Annotated in this window: 16 protein-coding genes and 1 tRNA gene; 9 read left to right on the top strand and 8 right to left on the bottom strand. The window is 62.3% G+C overall.

The features are described 5' to 3' along the window. Positions 1-78 precede the first annotated feature (78 nt). The 4 genes from ATE70_RS17200 to ATE70_RS17185 all read left to right on the top strand — a co-directional run bounded on the left by ATE70_RS17200 (position 79) and on the right by ATE70_RS17185 (position 2,231). Positions 79-831: an alpha/beta fold hydrolase gene (locus ATE70_RS17200; protein ID WP_082639956.1), complete on the top strand. Its 753-nt coding sequence runs from the start codon at positions 79-81 to the stop codon at positions 829-831. 142 nt (positions 832-973) lie between these two features. Continuing rightward, positions 974-1,534, top strand: coding sequence for a peroxiredoxin (locus ATE70_RS17195; RefSeq protein WP_058539065.1), 561 nt, complete (start codon positions 974-976; stop codon positions 1,532-1,534). Positions 1,535-1,607: 73 nt separating this feature from the next. Then, the gene (locus ATE70_RS17190; protein ID WP_058539064.1) at positions 1,608-2,093 is read left to right on the top strand and encodes a 2'-5' RNA ligase family protein; all 486 of its coding nucleotides are present in this window, start codon (positions 1,608-1,610) and stop codon (positions 2,091-2,093) included. A 61-nt stretch (positions 2,094-2,154) separates the two neighbouring features. Continuing rightward, a tRNA-Met gene (locus tag ATE70_RS17185) sits at positions 2,155-2,231 on the top strand. 695 nt (positions 2,232-2,926) lie between these two features. On the opposite strand, the gene ATE70_RS17180 is transcribed toward ATE70_RS17185, so the two are convergent. Together ATE70_RS17180 and ATE70_RS17175 are read right to left on the bottom strand one after the other, a co-directional pair. Beyond that, positions 2,927-4,117, bottom strand: coding sequence for a lipid-transfer protein (locus ATE70_RS17180; protein ID WP_058539063.1), 1,191 nt, complete (start codon positions 4,115-4,117; stop codon positions 2,927-2,929). 135 nt (positions 4,118-4,252) lie between these two features. Beyond that, positions 4,253-5,146, bottom strand: a complete 894-nt coding sequence (locus tag ATE70_RS17175; RefSeq protein ID WP_058539062.1) for a LysR family transcriptional regulator — start codon at positions 5,144-5,146, stop codon at positions 4,253-4,255. Positions 5,147-5,239: 93 nt separating this feature from the next. On the opposite strand from ATE70_RS17175, the gene ATE70_RS17170 reads away from it, so the two are divergent. Beyond that, complete coding sequence (locus ATE70_RS17170; RefSeq protein WP_058539061.1) at positions 5,240-6,382, top strand: CaiB/BaiF CoA transferase family protein; 1,143 nt, start codon at positions 5,240-5,242, stop codon at positions 6,380-6,382. 56 nt (positions 6,383-6,438) lie between these two features. Here the strand turns inward: ATE70_RS17170 and ATE70_RS17165 are convergent, their stop codons facing one another. From ATE70_RS17165 to ATE70_RS17140, 6 genes are all read right to left on the bottom strand, one after another. Further along, positions 6,439-8,595 carry a TonB-dependent receptor gene (locus tag ATE70_RS17165; RefSeq protein WP_058539060.1) on the bottom strand — a complete coding sequence of 719 codons (2,157 nt, stop codon included), beginning with the start codon at positions 8,593-8,595 and terminating at the stop codon, positions 6,439-6,441. Between the two features lie 130 nt (positions 8,596-8,725). Further along, a complete protein-coding gene (locus ATE70_RS17160) occupies positions 8,726-9,505 on the bottom strand; it encodes an enoyl-CoA hydratase-related protein (protein WP_058539059.1) in 780 nt (259 codons plus the stop codon). 31 nt (positions 9,506-9,536) lie between these two features. After that, positions 9,537-11,087, bottom strand: a complete 1,551-nt coding sequence (locus ATE70_RS17155) for an acyl-CoA synthetase (protein WP_058539058.1) — start codon at positions 11,085-11,087, stop codon at positions 9,537-9,539. Between the two features lie 52 nt (positions 11,088-11,139). After that, positions 11,140-11,670: a DUF4442 domain-containing protein gene (locus ATE70_RS17150; RefSeq protein ID WP_082639955.1), complete on the bottom strand. Its 531-nt coding sequence runs from the start codon at positions 11,668-11,670 to the stop codon at positions 11,140-11,142. Beyond that, positions 11,667-13,907 (bottom strand): peroxisomal multifunctional enzyme type 2, encoded by a 2,241-nt coding sequence (locus ATE70_RS17145; RefSeq protein WP_058539056.1) that lies wholly within the window; start codon positions 13,905-13,907, stop codon positions 11,667-11,669. The genes ATE70_RS17150 and ATE70_RS17145 overlap by 4 nt, the downstream gene beginning before the upstream one ends. A 29-nt stretch (positions 13,908-13,936) precedes the next feature. Beyond that, on the bottom strand, positions 13,937-15,079 hold the full coding sequence (locus tag ATE70_RS17140) for an acyl-CoA dehydrogenase family protein (protein ID WP_197411500.1): 1,143 nt from the start codon (positions 15,077-15,079) through the stop codon (positions 13,937-13,939). A gap of 276 nt (positions 15,080-15,355) precedes the next feature. Between ATE70_RS17140 and ATE70_RS17135 the strand changes: the two genes are divergently transcribed. From ATE70_RS17135 to ATE70_RS17120, 4 genes are all read left to right on the top strand, one after another. Further along, positions 15,356-15,541 (top strand): hypothetical protein, encoded by a 186-nt coding sequence (locus ATE70_RS17135; RefSeq protein ID WP_058539054.1) that lies wholly within the window; start codon positions 15,356-15,358, stop codon positions 15,539-15,541. Between the two features lie 312 nt (positions 15,542-15,853). Then, complete coding sequence (locus ATE70_RS17130; protein ID WP_058539053.1) at positions 15,854-16,465, top strand: hypothetical protein; 612 nt, start codon at positions 15,854-15,856, stop codon at positions 16,463-16,465. Next, positions 16,462-17,208, top strand: coding sequence for an HAD-IIB family hydrolase (locus ATE70_RS17125; RefSeq protein WP_058539052.1), 747 nt, complete (start codon positions 16,462-16,464; stop codon positions 17,206-17,208). Before ATE70_RS17130 ends, ATE70_RS17125 begins: the two co-directional genes overlap by 4 nt. A 197-nt stretch (positions 17,209-17,405) precedes the next feature. Further along, a complete protein-coding gene (locus ATE70_RS17120) occupies positions 17,406-19,676 on the top strand; it encodes a glycosyltransferase family 4 protein (RefSeq protein ID WP_231732784.1) in 2,271 nt (756 codons plus the stop codon).

Here is a 19,676-nt window from a genome sequence, read left to right as displayed (position 1 = left end):
GAAGGCCGGGATCTCGACATTGCGGATCAGAGCCACGGTGAGATCCCGGCCTTCGCCGGGATGACGAACGGGGGACCAATGGTGACCGCGAAGCTCTTCATCCACGGGGTCCCCGACAGCCCCGCCATCTGGCGTCCGCTGCTCGCCGCGCTCGACCTCGGCGACACCCCGGTCGTGGTGCCCGCGCTTCCCGGCTTCACCGCTCCGCTGCCTGCCGGTTTTGCCGCGACCAAGGAAGCCTATGCCGACTGGGCGGTGGAGCAGACGGAGGCGCTGGTCGCGGCGCACGGCCCGATCGACATCGTCGGCCACGACTGGGGCGCGCTCATCGCGCAGCGCGCCGCGATGCTGCGCCCCGATTTGATCCGCAGCTGGGCGGTTTCGAACGCGGTGATCGATCCCGAATATCGCGGCCACCGGATCGCGCGCATCTGGAACACGCCGGTGCTGGGCGAAATCTTCATGGCGCTCAGCAAACCCGGCAAGCTTGCCGAAGGGCTGGCGGCGCAGGGTATGCCCGCCGACATCGCGCACGAAGAGGCGGCGCAATGGGCGAACAAGGACAAGCGCCGCGCGATCCTGAAACTTTATCGTTCGGCAAACGGGCTCAGTTTCGAGCATGACTGGGCGCGCGATATCGGCAAGCTGCCCGCGAACGGCACGCTGATCTGGGGCGAGGGCGATCCCTATGTCGAACTGTCGGTGGCGCAGCGCTTCGCCGCGAACACCGGCACACCGCTGACGGTGATCGAAAGGGCAGGGCATTGGGCGATCGCCGAACGGCCTGCCGAAGTCGCCGCCGCGCTGCGCAGATTCTGGGCCAGCCTATAGCTCCTCACCCGCATCCGGCATTCGAATTTTTGCAATCCGAGTTAATCGATAAATCCGATCAACCTTTGCCAATTTATCGATTGGACCGCAGCAGCCTTTCATGCGCTTAGGCGCACGAAACCAACAACAGAAAGGCTCTCCCATGATCAATCAGCCCGTTCCCGCCGTCACGCTCAAGACCCGCGTGCGCGACGAAGCCGTCGACGGCCCGAACCCGTTCCGCTGGCAGGATGTCGACACCGGCGAGCTGTTCGGCACCGGCCGCCACATCCTGTTCGGCCTGCCCGGCGCCTACACCCCGACCTGCTCGAACGAGCAGTGCCCGGGCTTCGAACGCCTGCACGGCGACTTCGCCGCTGCCGGCGTCGCCGATATCCATTGCATCAGCGTCAACGACGCCTTCGTCATGTACAACTGGGGCAAGAACCTCGGCGTCGAAAATGTGAAGATGGTTCCCGACGGCTCGGGCGCGTTCACGCGCCGCATGGGCATGCTGATCAACAAGGATCACCTTGGCTTCGGCATGCGCAGCTGGCGCTACACCGCGATCGTCGATGACGGCGTCGTGGTCCAGATGTTCGTCGAACCCGGCATCAACGACGTCGGCACCGACGCCGATCCCTATGTCGAATCGACCCCCGAAAAGGCGCTCGAGTGGGTGAAGGCGAACCCGTACCAGGGCAAGCTGTCGCAGGCGGCTTAAACCGATAAGCGGCCCGGCATCCCCCCCTCCCGTCCGGGCCGCTGGCGCCGTACCCATCATCGTGACCGCGACGATGGGTGCGGCGGACCAGCTTGCGTTCAACAATCTGCGCGCTGCTTATTATCCGCATGAGCGCAATCATCTCGCGGCGCACATCACGCTGTTTCAACAGCTGCCGCCCTCGTGCCTCGATGAACTCGACCGGCTGATTCGCCGTATCGCCGCCGACACGCCGCCTCCCGCCGCAAACCTGCGCGAGATCTATTCGCTCGGCGGCGGCGTCGCCTTTCGCATCGACAGCGCAGACCTGCTGGCGATTCGCGAACGCATAGCCGACCATTTCACCGGGATGCTGACGCTGCAGGACCAGGGAACGCCGCGGCTCCACGTCACCGTCCAGAACAAGGTGGAACCCGCACAGGCGCGCGCGCTCCTCGCCGAACTCGCCGCCGGCTTCCGGCCGCGCGCGCTGACGATCGCGGGTCTCGCCGCGCATCACTACCTCGGCGGCCCGTGGCAACCGGCCTTCGCACGCAATTTTCGCGGAGTGCGCACATGATATTGACCAGCGCGAATGCCCTGCCTATAGGCGCTGCTCGCCCATCGCGGCGGCCCTTCGGGGCGGAGTAGCTCAGCTGGTTAGAGCAGCGGAATCATAATCCGCGTGTCGGGGGTTCGAGTCCCTCCTCCGCTACCAACTTATCTAAGTTTTTGAATTAATTAGCTAATTTGTGGAGCAGCTGGTTGCCACATCTATCGGCCGTCCCATCTGAAATCCTGAGGGCCGGACTTTGGCTTTCGGCTCCGGGCGGGGTTGGTCGAACCCGCAGATTCGCGAAGATCGAGCGCGCGTTGCTGTTTCATGTCGGTGATCGAGGACGGGCTGTGCCAGCCTGTCATGAGGCCAGTCTGGCCGAGCTGGAATGCGAAGAGGCTGAGATCGGCGCGCGCTTGCCGTCCGCGAGATAGCCGAACCCAGAAGTAGGGCATAAAAGCCTGGATTTCTTGACGATGGAAAATGCCAGGAGCGCATTCAAATCAATGAACGTCGCTCTCCAGAGATGTCGGATGGCGATCGTGTGTCGGGGCTGACGGCGGAGGCAACATTCGGTGAGAATGGATGTGTCGTTCGGCAGGAGTCATTGGCATCGATGGGGGCCTGTTCGTCCCTAAATGCCCGCTTTTTATGATTTGAGCCTAGAAGCAGACTGTCTCCAACCGGCCATCTCCACCAGTTCAAGTCCCGCGATATTCGTCATTGAACTATGTGTTTTTCGTCGAGCGGATATCCTGGCTGGGGTGTGCCGTCTGGATTCCAGCCGGGGCGGCTCAGCATCGACTGCTTTGTCACTATGCTGAGCCTTCCGACCATTTTTGCTAGAAGTTACAAGCTCAGACCTTTTCGTACAGCGTGACAACGCATGCTCCGCCAAGGCCGAGATTATGCTGAAGTGCGTGGCGTACACCATCGACCTGGCGTGCGTCGGCAGTACCGCGAAGTTGATGGGTCAATTCATAACATTGAGCAAGGCCGGTGGCGCCGAGCGGGTGGCCCTTGGACAAAAGCCCGCCTGACGGATTGGTGACGACGCGCCCGCCATAGCTGTTGTCGCCATCGGCGATGAATTTCTGCGCCCCGCCTTGGGGGCAAAGGCCGAGCCCTTCATAGGTGATCAGTTCGTTATGCGCGAAGCAGTCGTGCAGTTCGACGACGCGGATGTCTTCGGGGCCGACGCCGGCGGCCTCATAGACCTGCCGCGCCGCCCGGCCGGTCATGTCGTAGCCGACAACTTGCATCATGTCGTTGGCATCGAAGGTCGAGGGCTGGTCCGAAACCATTGCCTGTGCGGCAATGCGGACGCCGGGCGTGAGGCCGTTGCGTTTGGCAAATTCGGGCGAGACGAGGATGGCGGCTGCGGCGCCGCAGGTCGGCGGGCAGGCCATCGGGCGCGTCATCACGCCGGGCCAGATTAGCTGTTCGCCGAGCACATCGGCCTCGCTCATTTCCTTGCGGAACACCGAAAGCGGATTGTTCACCGCATGGCGGCTCGCCTTGGCGCGGATCTTGGCGAAATCCTCCATCGTCGTGCCATATTTCTGCATGTGCGAGAGCCCGGCTCCGCCGAAATATTTGAGCGCGAGGGGGAGTTCGGTATCGACCAGCGCATCGGTTGCGGTGTTGAAGTCGACAAAAGGGCTCGGTCGGTCGGTAAAGGTTGCACCGAGCGCGCCCGGCGTCATCTGTTCGAAGCCGACCGCGATGGCGCAATCCACCGCGCCGCTCGCGACCGCCTGCCGCGCCAGATAGAGCGCGGTCGAACCCGTCGAGCAATTATTGTTGACGTTGAACACCGGAATGCCGGTCAGCCCGACCTGATAGACGACGCGCTGGCCGCAACAGCTGTCGCCATAGACATAGCCGGCATAAGCCTGTTCCACATCGGCATAGTCGATGCCGCCGTCGGCGAGCGCGAGGCGGATCGCTTGCGATCCCATCTCATCATAGGCGGGACCGGCGCCCGGCTTGGTGAAGGGGACCATGCCCACACCGGCGACAAGGACTTCGCGTTCAGATTTGGCCATTTTTCTTCTCTCCGACAGATTCATTGTTCCGTGGAGGCGTATCGGATGCCCGCCGACGTTGGGTCCAATTCAAAATAGTAGAGAACTATTCGTTTATGGAATAGTGCTCGACATCGGGACCGGAGTGGACGCAGCTTAGCCCAGCCTCTCGCGCACTTGGGCGATCATTGCCCTGGTCGCTGGCTTTGCGGGCCAGCGGGCCCGCACCGCGCAGCATAGCGGCGGCCCTTCGAAAAAATTCGTATCCCGCAGGGCCACGAACCGTTCCCGGAATCGCCGGCTGTTCGCAAATTCGACGGCAACGAAACCGATGGTATCCGACGAGGCGACGACGCGCTCGATGAGCGGGAAAAAATCCATCACATGCAGGCGGTCACCCAAGGCTTGCCCGCTTGCTTCATACATCCGGCGTACCGCGGTTGTGTAGGGTTCGGAGGACGAAGGGACGACGAAATCGAACTGGGTGAGCGTCTCCACCGTCACCGGGCCCATGGCAAGGATCGGATGCTCGCGGCGGACAAACGGTACGGCGTCGAGCACGCCCATCTTCTCGCACTTGAACTGGGCCCAGTTGGCGAATGCCGCGTGCATGCCGAAAGCCACATCGATGTCGCCGCGCGTCAGGAGCTGGACCCCCCGTTCGCTGGACCCCGTCACCATCTCGATGCGAATGCTGGGGCGACGGTGCAGCAGTGCGAGGAGCGGCTCGGTCAGCATCCACTCGAGCGAGCCCGGGAAGATGCCGATGCGCAAAAGCCCCTTGTACGGGTCGGCGCTTCGCTCGGTGTCGCCCACCAGTTCGGCGGCATCGGACAGGAGACGCGAGGCGCGGTCGATGAAATCGCGCCCCTCTTCGGTCAGCAGCGCGCCGCGCGAGGTCCGGTGAAACAAGGGATAGCCAAGCTGCCGCTCAAGATCGGCGACGCTCTTGGTCACCGCCGATTGGGTGACGCCGACATCGTCCGCCGCGCGCGAGAAGGAACCGAGCTTTCCCACCGCCACGGCATGCTTCAATCGGGAATCGAACATATCATTCCTCTCAGGCATGATCGATGATGATAATGAATTAGAGCAAATAGGCCGGTTCCGCCAATCTTTCCCTTTTCAACGAGGAGAGGATTTATGGCCGGACCTTTGGCTGGACTGCGGATTATCGAGATTGCCGGCATCGGGCCGGGGCCGTTTTGCGGCATGATGCTCGCCGATCATGGCGCGGAGGTGATCCGTATCGAACGGCCGGGCGACGGTCCGGGCTTCGCGCCCGGGGTTGCCGACGACATATTGGTGCGCTCGCGGCGGTCGGTCATGATTGATCTCAAAACGCCCGAGGGCATCGCGATTATCCGTGATCTGTGTCGCACGGCCGACGGCCTGATCGAGGGGTTTCGTCCGGGGGTGATGGAGCGCTTGGGTCTTGGGCCGGACGTCCTGTTGCAGGACAATCCGCGCCTCGTTTACGGCCGGATGACCGGCTGGGGGCAGGAGGGCCCCTACGCACACACTGCAGGGCACGACATCAACTATATCGCGCTTTCGGGCAATCTGCACACCTATGGGCGCGCGGGCCAGAAGCCGACACCGCCCGCCAATGCCGTCGGCGATTTCGGCGGCGGCGGGATGATGCTCGCTTTCGGAATGGTGAGCGCGATCCTTCATGCCCGCCAAAGCGGCCAGGGTCAGGCAATCGACTGTGCGATGGTCGATGGCGCCGCGGTGCTGGCGAGCATGATCTGGTCCTTCTATGGAAATGGTCACTGGCGGGATGAGCGCGGCGCCAATCTGCTTGATACGGGGGCTCCGTTTTACGACAGCTATGAAACCGCGGACGGCAAGTTCATTGCCATCGGTCCGGTCGAGCCGCAATTTTACCGGGAACTGCTTCGGTTGGTCGAAGCGACGGACCTGCCGTCCAATCATTTCGACGCCAGGACATGGCCGGAGATGGGGGCCAGCCTTGACCAACTGTTCCGGATGCGGACCCGGCAAGAGTGGTGCGCCCTGCTCGAGGGTTCCGATGCCTGTTTCGCGCCGGTGTTGTCGCTGTCCGAGGCGCCGCTGCATCCACATAATCAGCAACGCGGCACCTTCCTTTGTGTCGACGGCAAAATCCAGCCCGCTCCGGCACCGCGCTACACCCGGACTGTGACCGAAAAGCCCCGGATGTCGCGCGCAGCGGGCGAGGATAGCGCAGAAGTGCTCTCCTCGGTGGGCTATGACGTCGCGCACATCGCCGACCTGAAGGCGCGGGGTATCATTGGCGGCTAAAAAAACGAGGCGCGGCCGGAGAGAGGAGGAGATCGGCCGCGCCTCGTTTCGGTGCGTCAGAAGCTGACCGCCACCTCGCCACCGATCACGCGCCCCTTGTTGAGTGGCGAGAAGCTGGCGCCAACCCCGCCAAAGGCCGCCGGGAGCTGTACATCGCTTCCAATCGTGGCCTCGTTCAGCAGGTTGCGGCCATAGATGGAGAATTTCCAGTGGTTGTCCGCTGTCGCGAGCGTCAGGCTCGCATCGAGCATGTCCGCACCCTGGAGGAAACCTTGATTATTATCGGTGAAGGCTGCCTTGTCACGATGGTTGTAGCTTACCCGCGCGGTCGCCGTACCCAGAGAACCGAGGCGCTGGTCGTAGGTCAGGCCGGCGCCATAGGTCCAGGGTGACAGGCGAGGCAGTTTGAGTCTGCGATCGACGCCGTTGATCACGCCATCGCCGCTGAGGTCAAACTGGACATTGCGGTATTGGCCGTCGACATAACCGACCTGGCCCGACAGCGCGAGGTTCGGGAGAATGAAGAACAGCCCCTCGGCCTCGATCCCCTTGATCGTCGCATCGGCGGTGTTGCGGATCACCTGGCTTGCGCCGAGCGGCCCCGGCAGGACGATCTCGCGCTGCAGATCCTTGATCCGGTTGTAGAAGCCCGCAACATTGATCCGGTTGCGACCGAACTGCTGCTTCACGCCAAGTTCGAAACTGTCCTGCACTTCCTGGTCGAACGGCCCCGGCGGTACGTTCGGATCGGTGTTGCGCAGATTATAGCCGCCGCTGCGAAAGCCGCGGGTGTAGACGCCATAGACCTGCGTATCGTCGCCGGGTTGCCATTGCAGGCCGATCTTGGGGGTGAAGCCCTTCCATTTGTCGCTGTCGGCGAAGTTGGTCGTGCAGATGATCGTATCGAGATTGCAGCCATTGGGCCGGAGCGTCGACACTTGCACGGTCTTGCGCTCCCAGGTGTAGCGACCACCGAGGTTCAGCGTCAGCGTCTCGCTCAGATGCCAGTCCGCCGAAGCGAACACGCCCCAGGTCGTCTGATCCTGGGCGCCGCCGCCTGAGACGATCTGCCGACCTCCGAGGAGGGTACGGCGCTCGCCATAGCGAATATCCTGCGTGAAATAATAGAGGCCCGTCGTGACATCGACATCACCGAATTTTCCGGCATAGCGCAGTTCGTCGCTGAGCTGGCTTTGAGCGATCTCGATGTCGGCATGGAAGAGCGACAGGGGCGTGGCATCGATGTCGGATGACGCGGAGGACCGATAGCGCCGATAACCCGCGATATTAGTGATGACGCCCTCGCCGAAGCGGACGTCGACATTGGTCTCGGCGCTCGCCTGATCCCATTTGTTGTCGTAAAAACCGCGATTGTTGACCGAGAAGTCGAAGCTGTCGCGGCGGAACAGTCCATGATTTTGGCCTGCTGGGCCGTCGCCCTTGGTTTCGCCATGCTCATAGCGAATATCCATGCGGAAATCCTCGCCGCCCCGGATCGATAGGGCGGGGCGGATAATCAGATCCTTCGCCTTGCCAAAGCTCTTGCCGTCGAAACGATTGCGGAACCAGCCATCGTCGTCGCTGTAATAGACCGCGAGTTTTGCTGCCACGACATCGTCGACAATCGGCCCCGTCACGACGCCACTAACGGTCTTTTTGAGGCCGGTCTCGACCGAGGCTTTGCCCCGGAATTCAAGATCGAAGCTCGGCCGCGACGTGCGGACGACGACCGCGCCGCCGGTGACATTGCGGCCGAAGAGCAGACCTTGCGGGCCGCGCAGCACTTCCAGTCCCTCGAGGTCGAAATTGTCGAACAGGACGCCGGCGTTGATGCCGAGATAGACGCCATCGATGAAGACGCCGACCGTCGGGTCGATCGACGGGATCGAACTGTTGATGCCAAGCCCGCGGATCGAAAAATTCGCATAGCCGGGCGTCGAGCCAACATCTTCGAGCTGGACGTTGGGAACATCATAGCTCAGGCTTTGCAGATTCTGGACAAACTTGGCGTCGAGCTGCGCCTCGCCATAGGCGGTCACCGCGATCGGCACATCCTGGACATTCTCGCCATAGCCTTTCTTGGTGGCGGTCACGATGATCTCGTCGGCGAGCGCGCTGGTCGATCCTTGCGGGGCCGGATCGGTTCCGGTTTGCGCGAATGCAGTCCCAGGACACAATAGCGATGCGCTCGCCAGCAGCCAATATTTCCTCATGAGCAATATCCTCTCCCTCAATATTTTGTTTTTCGAGGTTGAGTGTCGTGCGCCGGGTGCAAGGCGTCCAATTCAAACTGCTACTGAGTTATTCCTGACAGTCATATCGCGACATTGGATCGCGGCAATCTCATGCGCCGCAGAAATTCGGCGAGCGACGTTCGCGAAAAGACGTCACGCCTTCCCGGAAGTCCCTGGTCTGGGCAGCGGCGTGTTGGTCGAGTCCCTCCATCGCGAGCGTCTCGGAAAAGCTCTGATTCAGCGCGGCGCGCATGCCGTGCCGGATAAGCCGGTACGACGTTGTCGCACCCTTGGCGAGCCGATCCGCCAGCGTGCGGGCGGTTCCGGCAAGTTCTTCATCGTCGACACAGGCATGGATCATGCCCCAGTCGCAGGCCTGGTCGGCACTGATCTTTTCGCCGAGCAACAGCATTCTGCCAGCGCGCTGGAGGCCGATCAGCCTTGGAATGATCCAGGTCGCCCCGGCATCGGGCACGAGTCCGATATTGGCGAACGACTGGTAGAAATAGGCAGAGCGGGCCGCGACGACGAAATCCCCGTACAGGGCAAGCGAACACCCCGCGCCCGCCGCCGGCCCGTTCACCGCGGTAACGATGGGAATGGGGAGGTTTGCGAGCTTCTCGAAGGCGGGATTGAGCTGCTCGACGAACATTTGGCCTATGTCGCGGGCGAACGCATCCAGATCCATCTCCTGAAGGTCGGCGCCGGTCGAAAACCCGCGCCCGTTGCCCGTGAGCAGCAGGCAACGCGCGCCTTCTTCCACCACCCGATCGAGTATGGCCGACAAATCGTCGATCATATCGAACGTCAGGGCATTCAACCGGTCGGGGCGATTGAATGTGATCGTCGCGACGTCGCCGTCGAGCGCGTACAGAATGGCATCAGACATAGTTGCATTTCGCTTTCGGCATGGGGGTGGCTCAGGCCGCGTCCTGTTTCGTCCAGTAGGGCGCGCGCAATTCGGTTTTCAGCACCTTGCCCGCCGCCGAAAGCGGTAGCGGTTGTTCGCGAACCTCGCATGAGCGCGGGCATTTATAGCCGGCGATCAGCGTCTTGCAGTGCGCGATCAACATATCGAGGGTTAGGGATTCCCCCGCGCGCGGGACGATGATCGCATGCACGCGCTCGCCCCATTGATCGTCGGGCACGGCAATCACCGCGCAATCCGCAACGGCGGGATGTTTTAGCACCGCATTCTCGACCTCGGCGGAAAAGACATTTTCGCCGCCCGAGATGATCATGTCCTTGACCCGGTCGACGATGAACAGGAAGCCGTCGGCATCCATATAGCCGGCGTCGCCGGTCAGCACCCAATGGTCGATGATGGTCGCGGCAGTGACCTCGGGTTTGTTCCAATATCCCATCATGATATTGGGGCCGCGAACCCAGACTTGGCCGACCTCGCCGCGCGCCAGTTCGCTGCCGTCGTCCGCGGCGACTTTCACATCGATCCCGGGGAGCGCATGGCCGACCGAGCCGAGTTTGGACATGTCGCCGTCCAGCCGTTGATATTCGGGAGAGAGGACCGTCGCTCCCGGCGACAGCTCGGTCTGGCCATAGCCGTGAAAAAGCTGCGCATCGGGCAACGCCGCGATGGCGCGGCGCAAAATCGGTTCGGGCATCGGCGCGGCGCCATAGACAAGCGTCCGGATCGACGACAGGTCGCCGCCATGCTCGTCGCAATGATCGAGCAGCATTTTCACCATCGTCGGAACCAGCAGGATATCGGTGATCCGGTCGGCCGCGATCGCATCGCAGACGAGGGCAGGAACAAAGCCGGGGATGATCGAATGGGACCCGCCGAAAAATGTGGTGGAGAACATCATGGCTGCCGCCGCCATATGAAAGAGCGGGGGGGCATGTAAGGTGATGGAGTGACGACCGGGTCGCGTGATCGCGCCCATCGATTGCACGCTAGAGACAAGCCCCGCGTGGCTCAGCATGACACCCTTGGGGAACCCCGTCGTCCCGCCGGTATACATGATCGCCGCCAGCGCCTCGCCGCCGTGCCGCAGGTCCTCGATCGGGGCGGCCTCGGCGATCAGCCGCTCATAGTCCTGCGCCCAGTCGGGAGATATTCCTTCGCCAGCGTAAATAAGATGGCGCAGCGACGCAGCCTCATCGCGCAACGCCGCCGCCTGATCGGTGAAGCTGTCGTCGAACAGCAGTACCGACGGCGTCGAGTCGTCGAGCGAATAGAGGATTTCCGCCATGCTCCAGCGCGTGTTCACCGGGACCGCGACGGCGCCGATCCAGAACAGCGCATAATAATGTTCGACATAGCGATCCGAATTATGCGCCAGCATCGACACCCGGTCGCCCGGCCCCACGCCCAGTGCACGGAGCGCCCCGGCAAGCCGGGCGACGCGGTCGCCAAATTCACACCAGTTTCTTTTGCGGCCCTGGAACGATGTCGCAGTGCCACTGCCGTTGATCTGAACCGATCGGTGAACGCCTTGAGTCAGGTACATATAATTCCTCTCCACAGCCGCTCTTATGGCGGTCCGTCATTCCAACCGGTCGCTACATTCCGGCACGGCCCAGCCGCACGTCCGCTTTGGCAGGGCGCAGGGGGCGCACGACATAGACGGCTTCGGTCACCGCCACTGTTGCACCGCCTTCGTCCCGAACGACGGCGTGAAGGTGAAACGTCGCATCCTGTCCGTCCCCCATCATCTGTTCGATCCGCCGGGCCTCGCGCTCGTCGAACAGGGCTTCGGCGACGATCGCCGACCGGGCCGGGCGCTGGAAATCGATCGAGACCGACTGGACGGCACCGTACATTTTGTCCAGTTGCTCCAGGCCGAAAACGGCCATGACCACCAGACCGCCCAGAACCTCGGCCGCGGCCCATTGCAAAGCTGCATGGACGGTGTTCAGGTGGTTGCCATTCTCGCGGTTCAGCGGGATGCGCACCCGATAGATGCCGTCACGCACCGATTCCACGGTCAGGCCGGCATGCTCGTAGATCGGGAAGATCCGCCGCAGGGCGGCTTCCACTTCAGTCTCGCTGGCGGCCATTTCCATCTCCTGTCCTTGACCCATGCGGATCATGTCACATTACCCGCGAGCCGTCTTGCCTTGGCCTTGTCGTACTGATCAGGATCGATCACCGAGAGTTCGCTAAGCTTGTTCGACGCCATCACGTCGCCGCCCACCTTCATCTGTCCGCCGAAAAAGAGCTTCTGGACGTCGGCGAGCGGGGCGGTCACGACGGTATGCAGCAGGTCCGCGTCGAGTTCGATCGTGCAGTCGGCCTTGTCGGCGATGCCTTCGCGAACGGCATCGGCCCCGGTCTTCAGATCGAGCACCCAGTGGGATTCGGGGTTGTTGAGCTTGAACTGAAAGGCGGTGTCGACCTTGGCGGCAAGCTCGGGGTGTCCCGCGACATGATCGGCGATCACAGCGAACACGTCCTGCGGGATAACCTTGTCGGGTTGAACCGCAGCCGCCGCGTCGGTGTCCTGGCTTGCGGCCTTCGGCTTGCGAACCGGAATCTCGTCATAGAATTCGACCACGGCATTTTTGATCACGACCTTGCCGCGTTCCTTGACGCTCGTCTCGACGATCACGCGATTGTCGGCTTCCTTCCACATCTTTGTCACCAGCGTCTCGCCGGGGAAGACCGGCTCGGCGAAGCGCACCTTGATGCTCTTGAACTTGCGCGGATCATTGCCGAGCATCGCCTTCACCACATGGCGGCCGACATGGCCGAAGGTGCAAAGGCCGTGCAAGATCGGCTTGTCATAGCCGAACGCCTTGGCAAACGCGGGGTCGGCGTGGAGCGGGTTCCAGTCGCCCGACAGGCGATAGAGCAAGGTCTGGTTGGCATCGGTCGCTTCCTCGACGATGGCGTCGGGCTCGCGCGCCGGTGGCACATTAATGTCTGCCGAGGGGCCGCGCTCGCCGCCCCAGCCGCCCGCGCCCCTCACGAAGGACGTCATCTCGTTATAGACGAGTTCTTCGCCATGCTCATCGACCGTGCTGACGCCGAACACCACAACGGCGTGGGGATCCTTGTCATAGGCCTGCTTGAACTTGAAGATATGCTTGAGCTTCGCCGATTTGGGAAGCGGCCCGCGCACTTCGGTATATTGTTCGCCATGGAGTATTCGGTCAAAGCCATAGCTCATCCCTGGAAGCTTCAGTCCGCCGTCCTTCGCCTTGGCGAGCATCGCGTTCGATTGCGGCATCACGCCCCAGGTCGGCAGGGCATGGAAATCGCCGAGCTCATAGACGAACTTGCGCTCGTCATCGTCCATCGGATCGCGCGCGGCGCCAACGCCCAGCGCATAGATGGCGAGGTCGCGCTCGTCATAGGCGGATTCGAGGACCAGCTCCTCGCGCATCGCGACATCGAGATCGATGAATTCATTGCCGCCGAGCGTCTTCGTGTTCACCGCCTGCATCACCGCGGTGAAGGTGTCGTTGACGGTCACGGGATGTTCGGCGTCGGCGAAATCGCTGATCTTGTTCCATTGCCGGGCGACATCGTCGGGTGTGAAGGCGCGATCGGTGCCGAAGCTGTAGCCGCGGGTGCGTTCCCAGCGCAGCTTGGAGATATAACCCGCGCCGACCTCGAACAGCCCCTTGGTTTCGGTGCAGCTCTCATGCGCGAGCCATCCGACCAGCGGGCTGACCGCCTCGGGCTTGAGATTGGCGAGAAATTCTTCGGGAAAGGCGGTTTCAGTGAGGCGTGAGGCCGCGATCGGCGCGATCGTATTGACGAGGATATTCTTCGCGCGCCCTTCTTCGGCCAGCGTGTTGGCCAGGCCATAGATGCCAAGCTTCGCGGCCGAATAATTGGCCTGGCCGAAATTGCCATAGATGCCCGCCGCCGAGGTGGTCATGACGATGCGACCATAGGCCTTGTCGCGCAAGATCGGCCAGGCGGCGTGGGTGACGGCCTTGGTTCCGTTCAGATGAATGCGCACGATCATATCCCAGTCGGCGTCGGTCATCTTCGCGAAGCTCGTATCGCGCAGGATGCCGGCGTTGTTGACGAGGACATCGATGGTCCCGAACGCATCGAGCGCGGTCTGGACGATCTTCGCGCCATCCTCGACCGAGTCATAATTGGCGATGGCGTCGCCGCCCAACGCCTTGATCTCCTCGACCACGGCATCGGCCGCGGCGGATGATTTGCCGCCGCCGGCGATGTCGCCGCCCAGATCGTTGACGACGACCTTCGCGCCGCGCGCACCGAACATCAGTGCATGCTGGCGGCCAAGCCCGGCGCCCGCGCCGGTGATGATGACGACCTTGTTATCGTAACGGAGTTGTTCAGTCATTTTTCTGTCCACTTGCTTATAGGGGCGCGTCAAAGCGAGCGCGCGATGATGGTCTTCATGATTTCGCTGGTGCCGCCAAAGATGCGGCCGACCCGAACATCGGCGTAGAGCCGCGCGATGGGATATTCGGTCATATAGCCATAGCCGCCGAACAGCTGCAGGCACTCGTCGATGACCTGACATTGCTGCTCGGAAATCCAGAGTTTCGCCATCGCCGCGGTGGCCGCGTCGAGCTCGCCGGCCAGCAGTCGAACGATCATCTGATCGACGAAGGTCCGCGCGACGCTGGCGACCGTGGCGCATTCGGCCAGTTTGAACTGGGTGTTCTGGAATTCGAAGAGCGGCTTGCCGAACGCCTTGCGCTCTCTGGTATAGGCCGTCGTCATGCGGACCGCTTCTTCGATGTGGATCGCGCCCATGATCGCCAGTTGCAGCCGCTCCCACGCGAGCTGGATCATGAGCTGGGTAAAGCCCTGGCCTTCGACGGTGCCGAGCAGGTTGCCCATGGGCACGCGAACGCCATCGAAGAACAGCTCGGACGTGTCCTGCGCGCTCATTCCGATCTTGTGGAGATTGCGGCCGCGGCGAAACCCCTGCGCCTGATCGGCGTCATCGGCTTCGACGACGATGAGCGACAGGCTTTTCGCCCCCGCTTCGCTGCCGGTCCGCGCGACGACGATGACAAGGTCGGCATTCTGGCCGTTGCTGATGAAGGTCTTGGACCCATCGATCATATAGTGACCGCCCTCGCGTTTCGCAGTCGTGCGGACCGCTTGCAGATCGGACCCGGTACCCGGCTCGGTCATCGCGATCGCGCCGATCTTCTCGCCCGACGCCAGCGCCGGCAGCCACCGCAGCTTCTGCTCCTCGGTGCCATAGGAAAGGATATAATGCGCGACGATGCCGGCATGCACGCCGACCCCGCCGCCAAGGCCGCCCGTCAGGCCGGCCCGGGCCATTTCCTCGAAGATGACGATGTCATGGGCGTAGGTACCGCCCGCGCCGCCATAGGCTTCGGGGATGCTCGCACAGAGTAGCCCCGCTTCGCCCATCTTGCGCCACGACGCTCGATCGACAATGCCTTCGGCTTCCCAGCGTTCGCGCTGCGGCACCATCTCCTGCGCCAGAAAGCGCGACGCAGCATCGCGAAGCAGCGACAACTCTTCATTCATCCAAGGGGAATTGCTTCCGGACATTCAGCTCTCCAAACCCATCGCCTTTGTCCGCCGTCGTGACAGCAGGTGCGATTGGGCTCGAGGGTGTTGGAAAGCTCGGCGACGGTCCAATTCATTCTAATGAGATCATATGCCTATCAGGAATATTGGAACCGCTAGCGCCCATGGACATTGGCCGGGCGCGCTTCGAGTTAATTGGGAAAACCGGCCGACGACCGTTCTGATTGATGCGCCAAATTTCCGGATCGCGCCTAGCAGCAGCAAGCCCTGCTGATGATGCACGAGGTCGAGGCGATTGAGAAGCAGCGCGACAGCATTCGCAGTCAGGCGGACATCGAAGCCGAGCGCTTGGAGCAGGAAGCGGAGGCGGGGCGCAAGGTGTCCGACGGGGCGCTGAAGCGGCGATATCGCCAAAATGGGGGCTGGAAAGTTAGGCCGGCCGTCCGTAACCGGCCATAGCCCGCCTGCAATAGGCATCCAACCACTGCCGCAAAAGGGCTCCGCTACCGCGAAGCCCTCTCATCCTCTGCGTTGATGACCAAAGGAAGCCCCATCGACTTTCCGGGTCGCGTGGAAAGCCTCTGCCGATCGAGGCTAGGCCTATTCTGCGGGGAGTCGAGTCATATGAGCGGCCACCCGCCGATCATCGACAATTATAAATTCACGCTCATTGTATTTGGAGCCCTGCAACCCCACCTCCATGGCATCGCCCGCTTCCACCGCGTGCCGGCGACTGAGAGACCGCTGCGCTCCCGCTAAAGGAGCTAAGCTATGGACCTCAATCAACTTCTCCACCACCATCAGATGGCCTTGATGGCCGTCAGCCAGGGACGACACGATGGGCAGGCGATGCCCAGTTTCGACCTGCCGCGTTATTATGCCAAACGCATCAACGAATATCGCGAGCGTCGCGGACTGAGCGGCGACGCCGAGGCCATTGCCGATCTTGCCATACCATCCACGGACGCGGTCGATGCGCAGGGCGGTTTGGTCGGTGATGTGCTGATCGCCGAATTGCTGATGGCAAAGGCATTCGAGAAGGCGAAAGGCCAGCATCCATCTGGGGCGGTTGACGGAGCGGACGGTCGGCCGCTCGACATTCGCGCCACGCTGCTGGCCGTCGGGCGCGACTTTTATCGCTCCCTGGGTGTGGAGGATGGCGCTCTCGCAGCCGCAATCGACGAGGCGGCGTCGCGCTCGGCGTGGGAAGACGAGGGAGGGAGCCTGCGCCCGCCGGCCGACGACGAGGATGGCATCATCCGGACCTATGTCGAACAATTCGCGGTGGGGACCTATCGCTATTCGAACCTTGTCGACGCCAAAGCCTCCGTGCGGCGGCAGCGCGAGGCGGCAAGAGTCGAAGCCGGACAGACGCCTGTATGAAGCGGCTGATCGCTTTCGATCTCGACGGGACGCTCGCCGAGAGCAAGCAGCCGCTCGATAACGCGATGGGAGACGCACTTGCCGACCTCATGGGTGTTGCCGAGGTTGCTATAATCTCGGGCGGCGACTGGCCGCAGTTCGACAAACAGGTGGCGACGCGCCTTCCCGAGCGCGCGGACCGCGCGCGGCTGTGGCTCATGCCGACGACCGGCACCAAGCTTTACACCTTCCGTTCGGGCGCGTGGCAGGCGCGTTATGCCGAAATCTTCGCCGACGAAGAGAAGCAGCGCATATTCGAAGCCTTCGATGCGGCGCTTCGGGCGACCGGGTTCGTTCCCGAAGCCGTCTGGGGAGAACGGGTCGAGGATCGGGGGAGCCAGATCACATTCTCGGCATTGGGTCAGGAAGCGCCCATCGATGCCAAGGAAAAATGGGATCCCGATTTCGCGAAGCGCAAGGTGATCCAAGCCGACCTTCGCCAACGTCTGCCGGGTCTGTCGATCAATATGGGCGGCGCTACGTCGATCGATGTCACGCGCGAAGGCGTCGACAAGGCCTATGGCCTGACGAAGCTGAGCGACGAAAGTGGTATCGAACTGGGTGCGATGCTCTTCATCGGCGATGCGATATTCCCGGGCGGCAATGACTATCCGGCCAAGGCGCTGGGACTGGACACGATCTCCGTTCGCGATCCGGGCGAAACGCTTGCGATCATCGAAATCATCGTCGCCTGTCTGAGGTGAAAATGTGGCCGCGACATTCGGCCGGCGTGACCGGGATTGCCCCCTACGGCTACCGGCGAGGTGCGTGCCAAGGGGAACAAATGCGCCGCTGAATTGTTCTGTTTCGAGATGTCTGCAGTCTGTTGCGCGTCTCTAAACAACCGAAAACCTGTTGGGTGAGGCCTTCTGTCACATCATTTTTTGGAAGGTAATTGCCTGTGTACGAAACGCTCGATCGCACATCGTTCAATGAAGGCCAGGAGGCGTGCCAAACGCTCCGGCCGGAAGCATTGGCTACCGCCCGGCTCGCTCTTGTCGGCGGCTTTCTTCCCAGGCGCTGCGGCATCGCGACCTTCACGGCGGACATTCGTTCGTCGCTTGGCGAAGCTGCTCCCGACCTCGCGGTCGACGTCTATGCGATGGCGCCCGCGGCCGTCCCGACCATTTTCGATCGGGTCGTTCGCGGCGTCATAACCGAAGGTGACGCGGCCAGCTTCGTCGAAGCGGCGCGGCAAATCGAGGCGAGCCGCGCCGACATTGTATGGCTGCAGCACGAGTTCGGGCTCTTCGGCGGACTGGCGGGCGATATGATCCTCGAACTGGTGGATCGGGTTTCCGCACCCCTGATCATCACCCTTCACACCGTGCTCGCCGAACCCGACGCCGATCAGCGCCGTGTCATGGACCGTCTGATTGCGCGCGCGACCAAGCTGGTCGTCATGTCCGAGCGCTCGCGCGATCTGCTGCGGACTATCTATCGCGCCGACGAAGAGCAGATCGCTTTGATTGCGCATGGCGTTCCCGACCGGCCCTTCGGCCGCGCGTCGCAGTTCAAGCCGCGGTTCGGGTTCGAGGGTAAAGGCGTCGCGCTGACCTTCGGGCTTTTGTCGCCAGGCAAAGGGATTGAGGCGGTCATCGAGGCGTTGCCCGCGATCGTCGAGGATCATCCGGATTTCCTCTATTGTATCGCCGGGGCCACGCATCCCAATCTTCTGGCGCATGAAGGCGAAGCCTATCGCGAACGGCTTCAGGCGCTTGCCGTCTCGCTCGGCGTCGAAGCGCATGTCCGCTGGATCGATGCATTCATGGAGACTGGCGAGCTCCTCGACCTGATCGAGGCGGCCGACATTTATGTGACGCCTTATACCGGCGCGCAGCAGTCGACCTCGGGCACGCTCTCCTATGCAATGGCGCTCGGCAAGGCCGTCATCTCGACGCCCTATGTCCATGCCGTCGAATTGCTCGCCGACGATCATGGCGTGCTGGTGCCCTTCAACGATAGCGGGGCGATCGCGAACGAGATCAAATATCTGCTCGGCGATCCCGAGAGGCTGCTCACGCTGCAGAAGCGCGCTTATGCGCGCAGCCGTGACATGATCTGGCCAGTCTTCGCGGCGCGGACCCACGCATTGATCGAAGAGAACCGCGTCGTGCCGAAGGCAACGCCAATTCCGAATCGGATCGGCGTCGAAGGCCTTTTGCGCATTTGTGACGACACCGGCATTCTGCAGCACAGCATCCACATGATTCCGGACCGCGCGCACGGCTATTGCGTCGATGACAATGCCCGCGCGCTGATGTTGATGCATCGGCTGGACGACGATGCGCTCCGTCAATGCGGGCAATTGACCTCGGTCTTCGCTTCTTTCGTCCAGCATGCCTGGAACACGGACAGAGGCGAGTTTCGCAACTTCATGGGGTTCGGACGGAACTGGCTTGAGGACGTCGGCTCGGAGGATAGCTGTGGGCGAACCCTCTGGGCACTTGGCGCGACGGCGCGCGAGGCGCGCGATCCCGGTTTACGCCAATGGGCGCGTGAACTGTTCGAGCGGACGGCCCCCTCCGCGCTGGAGTATAATTCGCCGCGCGCGATCGCTTTCGCGATGCTCGGTGCCGATTATATGCTGTCGGGCGATCCCCGGCATGGGCCTGCGAACCGGATATTGCAGCGAGGCGCTGATCGGCTGCTCGCGCTGTATGACGCGGCGGCACGTCCCGATTGGCATTGGTTCGAACCCGTTCTCGCCTACGACAATTGCCGCTTGTCCGAGGCAATGCTGCGCGCAGGCGTGCGGCTGGAGCGTGCGGACGTCACCGCGTGCGGGGTCGAGACGCTGCGGTGGATCAACGATGTCCAGATTTCGCCCTGCGGTCATTATCGCCCCGTCGGTTCCGACAGCTTCGGTCGTGCCTATGAACTGCCCCAGCCCTTCGACCAGCAGCCGCTCGAGATCTGGGCCGCGATCGATGCCGCGTCGGCGGCCTATGACGTCACCGGCGACGACATCTGGCTGGCGCATGCGCGGCGTGCGTATGAATGGTTCGGCGGGTGCAACGATCGCGGCATGATTGTTGGCGATGCGCTCACGGGCACCAGCAAGGACGGGATAAATCCGCGCGGCCTCAATCTGAATGAAGGCGCAGAGTCGGTTCTCGCCTATCAGCATGCGACCTATGCCATTCGGGATTTCGTCCGGCAGGTCGGCTGA

This window comes from Sphingopyxis sp. H053, from assembly GCF_001468225.1.
Lineage (GTDB): Bacteria > Pseudomonadota > Alphaproteobacteria > Sphingomonadales > Sphingomonadaceae > Sphingopyxis.
The sequence above is the reverse complement of the archived record's forward strand: the minus strand, read 5'-3'. Positions and strand labels throughout refer to the sequence as shown.

Bases quoted from the DNA above. Each gene is read 5' to 3' on its own strand.
- ATE70_RS17125 (WP_058539052.1), top strand. From the start codon at position 16,462: ATGAAGCGGCTGATCGCTTTCGATCTCGACGGGACGCTCGCCGAGAGC.
- ATE70_RS17145 (WP_058539056.1), bottom strand. From the start codon at position 13,907: ATGACTGAACAACTCCGTTACGATAACAAGGTCGTCATCATCACCGGC.
- ATE70_RS17195 (WP_058539065.1), top strand. From the start codon at position 974: ATGATCAATCAGCCCGTTCCCGCCGTCACGCTCAAGACCCGCGTGCGC.
- ATE70_RS17130 (WP_058539053.1), top strand. From the start codon at position 15,854: ATGGACCTCAATCAACTTCTCCACCACCATCAGATGGCCTTGATGGCC.
- ATE70_RS17200 (WP_082639956.1), top strand. From the start codon at position 79: ATGGTGACCGCGAAGCTCTTCATCCACGGGGTCCCCGACAGCCCCGCC.
- ATE70_RS17140 (WP_197411500.1), bottom strand. From the start codon at position 15,079: ATGAATGAAGAGTTGTCGCTGCTTCGCGATGCTGCGTCGCGCTTTCTG.
- ATE70_RS17180 (WP_058539063.1), bottom strand. From the start codon at position 4,117: ATGGCCAAATCTGAACGCGAAGTCCTTGTCGCCGGTGTGGGCATGGTC.
- ATE70_RS17165 (WP_058539060.1), bottom strand. From the start codon at position 8,595: ATGAGGAAATATTGGCTGCTGGCGAGCGCATCGCTATTGTGTCCTGGG.
- ATE70_RS17175 (WP_058539062.1), bottom strand. From the start codon at position 5,146: ATGTTCGATTCCCGATTGAAGCATGCCGTGGCGGTGGGAAAGCTCGGT.
- ATE70_RS17190 (WP_058539064.1), top strand. From the start codon at position 1,608: ATGGGTGCGGCGGACCAGCTTGCGTTCAACAATCTGCGCGCTGCTTAT.
- ATE70_RS17150 (WP_082639955.1), bottom strand. From the start codon at position 11,670: ATGATCCGCATGGGTCAAGGACAGGAGATGGAAATGGCCGCCAGCGAG.
- ATE70_RS17160 (WP_058539059.1), bottom strand. From the start codon at position 9,505: ATGTCTGATGCCATTCTGTACGCGCTCGACGGCGACGTCGCGACGATC.
- ATE70_RS17155 (WP_058539058.1), bottom strand. From the start codon at position 11,087: ATGTACCTGACTCAAGGCGTTCACCGATCGGTTCAGATCAACGGCAGT.
- ATE70_RS17170 (WP_058539061.1), top strand. From the start codon at position 5,240: ATGGCCGGACCTTTGGCTGGACTGCGGATTATCGAGATTGCCGGCATC.
- ATE70_RS17135 (WP_058539054.1), top strand. From the start codon at position 15,356: ATGATGCACGAGGTCGAGGCGATTGAGAAGCAGCGCGACAGCATTCGC.